9 protein-coding genes and 1 pseudogene are annotated in these 6176 nt (G+C 67.7%); 6 read left to right on the forward strand and 4 right to left on the reverse strand.

The window, feature by feature from the left end:
• Positions 1–40: 40 nt before the first annotated feature.
• From AC1DS3_RS36650 to yfiB, 5 genes and pseudogenes are all read left to right on the forward strand, one after another.
• Complete coding sequence (locus AC1DS3_RS36650) at positions 41–130, forward strand: hypothetical protein (RefSeq protein WP_477129141.1); 90 nt, start codon at positions 41–43, stop codon at positions 128–130.
• Positions 106–780, forward strand: a pseudogene (locus tag AC1DS3_RS36655) (ATP adenylyltransferase family protein); the annotation flags it as partial. The gene AC1DS3_RS36650 and the pseudogene AC1DS3_RS36655, both read left to right, overlap by 25 nt.
• Positions 781–1021: 241 nt before the next feature.
• The gene (gene yfiR / locus AC1DS3_RS36660) at positions 1022–1540 is read left to right on the forward strand and encodes a regulatory sequestration protein YfiR (RefSeq protein WP_477129135.1); all 519 of its coding nucleotides are present in this window, start codon (positions 1022–1024) and stop codon (positions 1538–1540) included.
• On the forward strand, positions 1537–2835 hold the full coding sequence (gene dgcN / locus AC1DS3_RS36665) for a diguanylate cyclase DgcN/YfiN (protein ID WP_441640417.1): 1299 nt from the start codon (positions 1537–1539) through the stop codon (positions 2833–2835). The genes yfiR and dgcN overlap by 4 nt, the downstream gene beginning before the upstream one ends.
• A gap of 40 nt (positions 2836–2875) precedes the next feature.
• The gene (gene yfiB, locus AC1DS3_RS36670) at positions 2876–3382 is read left to right on the forward strand and encodes an outer membrane lipoprotein YfiB (protein ID WP_477129136.1); all 507 of its coding nucleotides are present in this window, start codon (positions 2876–2878) and stop codon (positions 3380–3382) included.
• Between the two features lie 77 nt (positions 3383–3459).
• Here yfiB and AC1DS3_RS36675 read toward each other — a convergent pair whose 3' ends face one another.
• Positions 3460–3645, reverse strand: a complete 186-nt coding sequence (locus AC1DS3_RS36675) for a hypothetical protein (RefSeq protein ID WP_477129137.1) — start codon at positions 3643–3645, stop codon at positions 3460–3462.
• 68 nt (positions 3646–3713) lie between these two features.
• Between AC1DS3_RS36675 and AC1DS3_RS36680 the strand changes: the two genes are divergently transcribed.
• Positions 3714–4202 carry a hypothetical protein gene (locus AC1DS3_RS36680; protein ID WP_477129138.1) on the forward strand — a complete coding sequence of 163 codons (489 nt, stop codon included), beginning with the start codon at positions 3714–3716 and terminating at the stop codon, positions 4200–4202.
• A gap of 4 nt (positions 4203–4206) precedes the next feature.
• Here the strand turns inward: AC1DS3_RS36680 and AC1DS3_RS36685 are convergent, their stop codons facing one another.
• The 3 genes from AC1DS3_RS36685 to AC1DS3_RS36695 form a co-directional block, all read right to left on the reverse strand.
• Positions 4207–5085, reverse strand: a complete 879-nt coding sequence (locus tag AC1DS3_RS36685; RefSeq protein WP_477129139.1) for a hypothetical protein — start codon at positions 5083–5085, stop codon at positions 4207–4209.
• A 10-nt stretch (positions 5086–5095) separates the two neighbouring features.
• The gene (locus tag AC1DS3_RS36690) at positions 5096–5659 is read right to left on the reverse strand and encodes an FAD synthase family protein (protein ID WP_441640421.1); all 564 of its coding nucleotides are present in this window, start codon (positions 5657–5659) and stop codon (positions 5096–5098) included.
• Between the two features lie 150 nt (positions 5660–5809).
• On the reverse strand, positions 5810–6176 hold a 367-nt coding region (locus tag AC1DS3_RS36695), incomplete at its 5' end, for an autotransporter domain-containing protein (protein ID WP_477129140.1).

Below are 6176 nucleotides of genomic sequence, written 5' to 3' on the forward strand. Positions count from 1 at the left end.
CTCCGAGACCCATCTCGCGCTGCTGAACAAGTTCAATGTCCTGGACCATCACCTGCTGATCGTTACCCGCCGCTTCGAGCCGCAGGACGCGCTGCTCAACCTGGCTCCGAGACCCATCTCGCGCTGCTGAACAAGTTCAATGTCCTGGACCATCACCTGCTGATCGTTACCCGCCGCTTCGAGCCGCAGGACGCGCTGCTCAACCTGGCGGATTTCGAGGCGCTGCTTGCCTGCATGGCCGAGTTCGATGGCCTTGGCTTCTATAACGGGGGCGCGGCGGCCGGCGCAAGCCAGTGCCACAAGCACCTGCAACTGGTGCCGCTGCCGCTTGCCAGCGAAGGCCCGGCGCTGCCCATCGCGCCGCTGCTTGCGGCCGCGCGCATCGATGGCGCCGTCGGCATCGTGCCGGGGCTGGCGTTCTCGCATGCGTTCGCGCCRCTGGCTTTGCCGGCGGCCCGCGGCCCGGATCTGGCGCGCACCGCACTTGCGCGCTATCGCGCGCTGCTGGAGGCGGCCGGCGTGCGGGTGATCGACGTGGATGGAGCATCGCAGCCGCTGGCGCCATACAACCTGCTTGTCACGCCGCTTGGGATGCTGCTCGTGCCAAGGTCGGCGGAGTCCGTCGAGGGCATTTCGGTCAATACGCTCGGGTTTGCCGGATCGTTCTTTGTGCGGGACGAGGCACAGATGCGCACCATCGAGCGGCTCGGCCCCATGGCGATGCTGCGGCAAGTCTCGGGCGTGGCGTCGGCGTCACCGGCCGCATCGCGCCAGAAATAAGGGGTAAATATAAAAGCGGGCGCGCCGTTAAAGGGTTTGGGCTAGCAAGGCTTTCCGGTGGCGTTCGCGCCGGGCCGGAATCCGTGCTTGATCGTGCTAGCCAGGTCAGGTCGCATTGCTCGCTGCGCGATGCGACGTTCCCCCCAACGCATGACTTGGTAGGCCTCACCACTTGCCTCTTCAAACGGCTACCGCCCCAGCCAGTCCAAGCCGCGGCCGCAAGCATTCGCGCCTGCCGCGCTTGCTGCCAGCCCTGCTTGCCGCCATCCTCTGCGCGCAGTCGCAGCACACCGCTGCGGACACGGCCCCCCCGCGCGCCGAGGCGGTGGCGCGGGTGGTGTTCAGCCTGCTTGGCTATGCGCGCTGGCCAACCGAGCGGGAAGTCCTGCGCCTGTGCGTGGACGGCTCGGCCCGCTACGGCGCCAAGCTTGCGGAGGGCGGCGTCCTGGCAACTGGCCGCTCCGTGCAATCCAGGCGCATCGACCTGCAGGATGGCGTGTCCACCGCGGGCTGCGATTCCGTCTACCTCGGGCCCATGACGGATGCCCGGCGCAAGAAACTGTCGACGGAGCTGATCGGGCGCCCGGTCCTTGTCATCACGGAAGAAGACTACGAGTGCGAGATCGGCAGCATGTTCTGCCTCAACGTGGTCGATGGCCACGTCTCGTTCCGCGTCAACCTGGATGCCGTTGCCCGCAGCGGCATCCATATCCATCCGGCCGTATTGCAGCTTGGCCGCCGCCGGGGGCCATCGCCATGAAGCTGCCTTTGCGGCCCGACGCGACGAGATCGCGTCCGACGCTGTACAACACGCTGCGCCGCATTCATCTCAGCGTGGCGTTGATCGCCGTGTGCACGGCGGGCATCTCGCTGACCGCGCTCGGGCTGGCCGCGCTGCGCGTCTATGCCGACCACAACCTGCACCTGGTTGCCCGCTCCGTGGCGTACACGCTGGAAGCGCCGGTGGTGTTCCGCGACCAGGCGGCCGCCAACGAGGCGCTGGTGGCAATCGCCGCGACGGAGGTGGCCCAGGCCCGCGTCTATGACAAGGACAACCGGCTGCTGGCCGAGTGGCAGCGCCCGGACGACGAGCGGTTTCCCGGCCTGCAGCGCCTGGCCAGCCGCGTGATGGCGCTCGGCCCGGTGGAGCAGGAGATCCTGCATGAAACGCAGGCGGTGGGCACCGTCCGCCTGACCGCCGACACCGGCAACCTCTTGCGCTTTGTGCTCAGCGGGCTGCTGGGGCTGCTGGCTTGCCTGGTGCTCACCGCGGTCAGCGCGCACTATATGTCGAGCCGCATGCTGGTCCATATCATCGAGCCGGTGCGCAACCTCATGCGCGTGGCCCATGCCGTGCGCTCKGAGCGCGCTTTCGACCAGCGCACGCCGCCAGCGCATATTGCCGAGCTCAATGCGCTCGGGGAGGATTTCAACGGCCTGCTCGACGAACTGGAGACCTGGCAGAACCAGCTCCAGCACGAGAACAGGTCGCTGGCGCACCGCGCCAGCCACGACAGCCTGACCGGCCTGCTCAATCGGGCGGCGTTCGAGGATGCGCTGCATCGGGCCGTGCGCTTTGCCGGCACCTCCAAGGGATATGCGGGCGTGCTCTACCTGGACAGCGACGCGTTCAAGGAGATCAACGACAACTTTGGCCATGCCGCCGGGGACGAGGTGTTGTCCGACATTGCCCGGCGCATCCGTTCCTGCGTGCGCGAGGGCGACCTGGTCGCCAGGCTCGGCGGCGATGAGTTTGCGGTACTGCTCACCGCGCTGCGCAAGCCTGCCGACATCATCCAGGTCGCGGAGCATATCCTGCTTCGCATGAAGGACCCGGTGCAACTGTCGAGCGGCACCAGCATCGGCGCCTCGCTGAGCATCGGGTTGTCCGTGTTTCCGCTTCATGCCCAGACTGCCGCCACCCTGATGCACACGGCGGACGAGGCCATGTACCGGGCCAAGCGCAGGTCGGGAGGCGGCTGGGAGAGCGCGGAGCCGCGGCTGGCGAAATCCGGGCCCGCCACGGCGTCCGAGTGCGAAGACAACGAGAAATAAAACAAGAACGAAAACAAGAACAAGATTAGGAGCATCTTTCATGCTATTGAACTTGCGAGCCGCTGGCAGCCGCGGCATCGCTGCCGCCATGATTGCCATCACCCTTGCGCTTGCTGCCTGCCAGTCGGTGCCGGCCCCGAAGCTCATGCCCGCGCAAGTCGAGGCGCTGCAGTCGCAAGGGTTCCAGATGACCGAGAACKGCTGGGAGCTTGGCCTGTCCGAGAAGGTGCTGTTCGGCCTGAACGAAGACGTGATCAGCGCAGACCGGCAAGGGGCGGTGCAGCGGATCGGCCTGGCGCTATTGGGCGCGGGCATCGATCATGTGCGCCTGGACGGGCACACGGATGACTCCGGCCCGGCTGACTACAACCAGCAGCTGTCGGTCCGGCGCGCGGAGGCGGTGGCGAAGGTGCTCGCCACCACGGGGTTCCAGGCCGAGAACATCCAGGTGCGCGGGCTGGGCAAGAGCAAGCCGGTGGCGGACAACCGCATTGCCACGGGCCGCGCGGAGAACCGGCGCGTGGCCATCGTGGTCACGATTGAGTAGTCATGGCAGCCCAGCAATCAACACCCTCGGGTCAAGCCGGTTCCGGCCTGTCCGCTGCTGCTGAGTTCAACGCGCTGTCACAACGCTTGCAGGCAGGCGGCGTGATTCCCCCTGACGATATTCGCAGGTGGTGCCACCTTGGGCTGGAGCTGGGGCAGCCCGGCCTCGTCCAGACCGTCTGCCAGAACCTGCTGGCGGCGCCCGATGTGCACCCGGCGCTGCGTCCGTACTGGCTGTTTTTCCTGGGCGGGGCGCTGCTCCATCAGCGGCGCGTGGAGGATGGCGTGCTTGCCGCTGGCAGCGCCCGCCGCAGGTCTTTCCCATCGACAACATGGCGACTTATCACCACCCGGCGCGGGACGTGGTCCTCGATCTTTGCGGGTTGGCGCCGCAAGCGGATGGCGCGAGCCTGCTGGGTGGCTTCTGGATCAACCACGGCACGCCCGCCAGCCATCAGCGCGTCACGCGTTTTCCCGGCCCGCTGCGGCTGGAGCGCCATGCCGGGCCGGCTGGCGAAGTCTGGCGCCTGCAGGATCCCGAAACGTGGTTGGAAGCGTTCTACGGCAAGGCGTGGCGTCTTCCGGACCCCGCCTTCGATACCATCATCGGGGCCCACAACCTGGTCGGATTTTCCGCGTTGACGCAGTGGTATGCGTATTCGCGCATTACCAACGCCTGCCTCAACGGCTACTGGGAAAAGGCATTGCGCCTGACGCATCTCGTGCTGGAGCGGCATACGCCGGAGGATGGCTTGCTGCTGCGGATTGCCAGCATACTGGACGGCCACGTCGCCGGCGCGCATCCGCACCGGGTGATTTGACGCGTCAGCCGCCGCGCCGCGCCATGAAGGCGAGCAGGTCCAGGTAGCGGGTGGCTGAGTTCTCGTTGTCGAAGCAGGCCGGCAGTACCAGCCGGTTGCCCGCCAGCCGTGCGCGCGGCCGCAGCAGCACGACGGATTCCGGGCTCAGGGCAAAGGCCTGCGGCCCGGCATCGACGGGCGAGAGCCGGACCAGTCCCTTGAGCTCGCCGCTGGCGCACGCAGCGTCCAGCGCATCCAGCAGCCCGGCCTCCGATGGGGGCCTGGCGAGCCCGAAGCGAAAGTCGATCAGCGACACACCGGTATAGGGAATCAGCACATAGTCCACGCGAAACGCCGCCGGCGCGAGGAAGGGCAGCAGCCGGGGCCCTTCGGTTTCCAGCGTGCACGCGCGGCGCTCGGGATGCGGGTTGCAGGAGCCATAGGAAATCACCTCGGCCGCCGGGTCGACGGACGCATGGTTGTAGCCGAACACCAGCGTCTGGTCGGCATCGTGGCAGGTGGCCGAGACCAGCACGCGCCGGGTTTGCCCGGCGAGGAAGCGGCGGCATTGCCGCGCACCCGGGTACGCACCCGAGCACTCCAGCCACCAGTTGGTCTGGCCGAGCCAGGGAGCGTGCTCCGCCGGGCCGTGGCTATAGGCAATATGCAGCGTGGCTTGTCCATGCCTGGCGATGAGCAGGGCATCGCCCTCGGCGCGGATCTGGCAGTCGGAGAAGGAAACCTTCGTGTCTTCGGCCAGCACGCGCACGGCCGAGGCCAGCGTGTGATGCGCGTCGTTGATGGCCGTGATGCGCACGGGTGGATCGGGCAGGTCCAGCCAGGCCCGCAATAGATGCRGGCCGAAGCGGCCCAGGCCGTTCAGGCCGGCTGTGATGGTTGGCATTACCCAGGCCTCACGCCGGCAGGCTGTTCAGGATGCGCTCGCGCAGCGCCGTGGTGGATACCTCGCTGGCGCGCGGCGTCCAGGTCAGCCCGATGCCCTGCGCGGCMAGGCGCGGCGCCAGGCGCTCCCAGCGCGCGCTGCCGCGCCAGTCTTCGCCAATGAAGACATGGTTGATCGCCAGCCTGGCCAGCCAGCGTTGCGCGGTCTCGGTGTCGTCCAGGCTGCCAAGCTGGGGCAGCGCCTGATTCACCCAGCCCAGGCCGCGCACGATCTCCATGCGCTCGGTTTCCGGCATGGCGGGGGCGCGTTGCTTCTTCGCTAGTACGGTGGCGTCGCGCGTCACCGCGACGACCAGGGTCTGGCAACGCGCGCGTGCAAATTGCAGGTAGCGCAGGTGGCCGACATGGAACAGGTCGAAGACGCCCACGGCCAGGCCGCGCGCGGGAAGCGGCTGGGCCGGGGCAGCGGCGTCGCCGCTGGCGTGAGGATGCTCGTCGGTCATCGAGTAGAAGGCCATGGGTATGAAGTTGCCTTGGGCATCGGCAAGGGGGCCGATGCCGGCGTCGGCCGCCATGATAGTGCCGCGGGCGCGGCGGCAATCCGGGGAATAAAGGGGGAAGACGGGCCGGAGCGAAGCGAATGCCGCGCACGGGTGGCGTCCCGTGCACGGCAGACGAAGGCGGGACGCCAAGCGGCATCCCGCCTCACTGCAATGACAATCCAATCAGAACGGCAGGCGGACCTTTACCGAAGCGGTCTGGTTGGTAAAGCGCTCGCGCACTTCCGCGTCATAGCGCACGCTGACTTCCATCGCCTTGCTGCTGGTGACGACAAAGCCCAGGCCCGCACGCATCAGCCAGCGCGACGGCGCCATGCCGCGCGTGACGAACTGGGCGCCGCCACCCACGTAGCCCGCGGTGATGGCCGACTGCCGCGCCAGCGCGTCATACCCCACGCCAAGGTTGGCGCTGAACATGGCGTGCTCGGTCAGCGACTGGTTCAGGCGGGCCTCCGTGGACAGGATCAGTTCGCGCGCCGAGTTCTTCGCGACCGCCAGGCTCAGCGCATCGGCGCCGGTCTCGGTGTAGGCC

The sequence above is a fragment of the Cupriavidus sp. 01L46 genome (assembly GCF_056399905.1).

What these genes read in the sequence shown, in the direction of transcription:
- AC1DS3_RS36675 (WP_477129137.1), bottom strand. Translation starts at nt 3,645, where the DNA reads ATGGAGCAGCGCCCCGCCCAGGAAAAACAGCCAGTACGGACGCAGCGC.
- AC1DS3_RS36680 (WP_477129138.1), top strand. Translation starts at nt 3,714, where the DNA reads ATGGCGACTTATCACCACCCGGCGCGGGACGTGGTCCTCGATCTTTGC.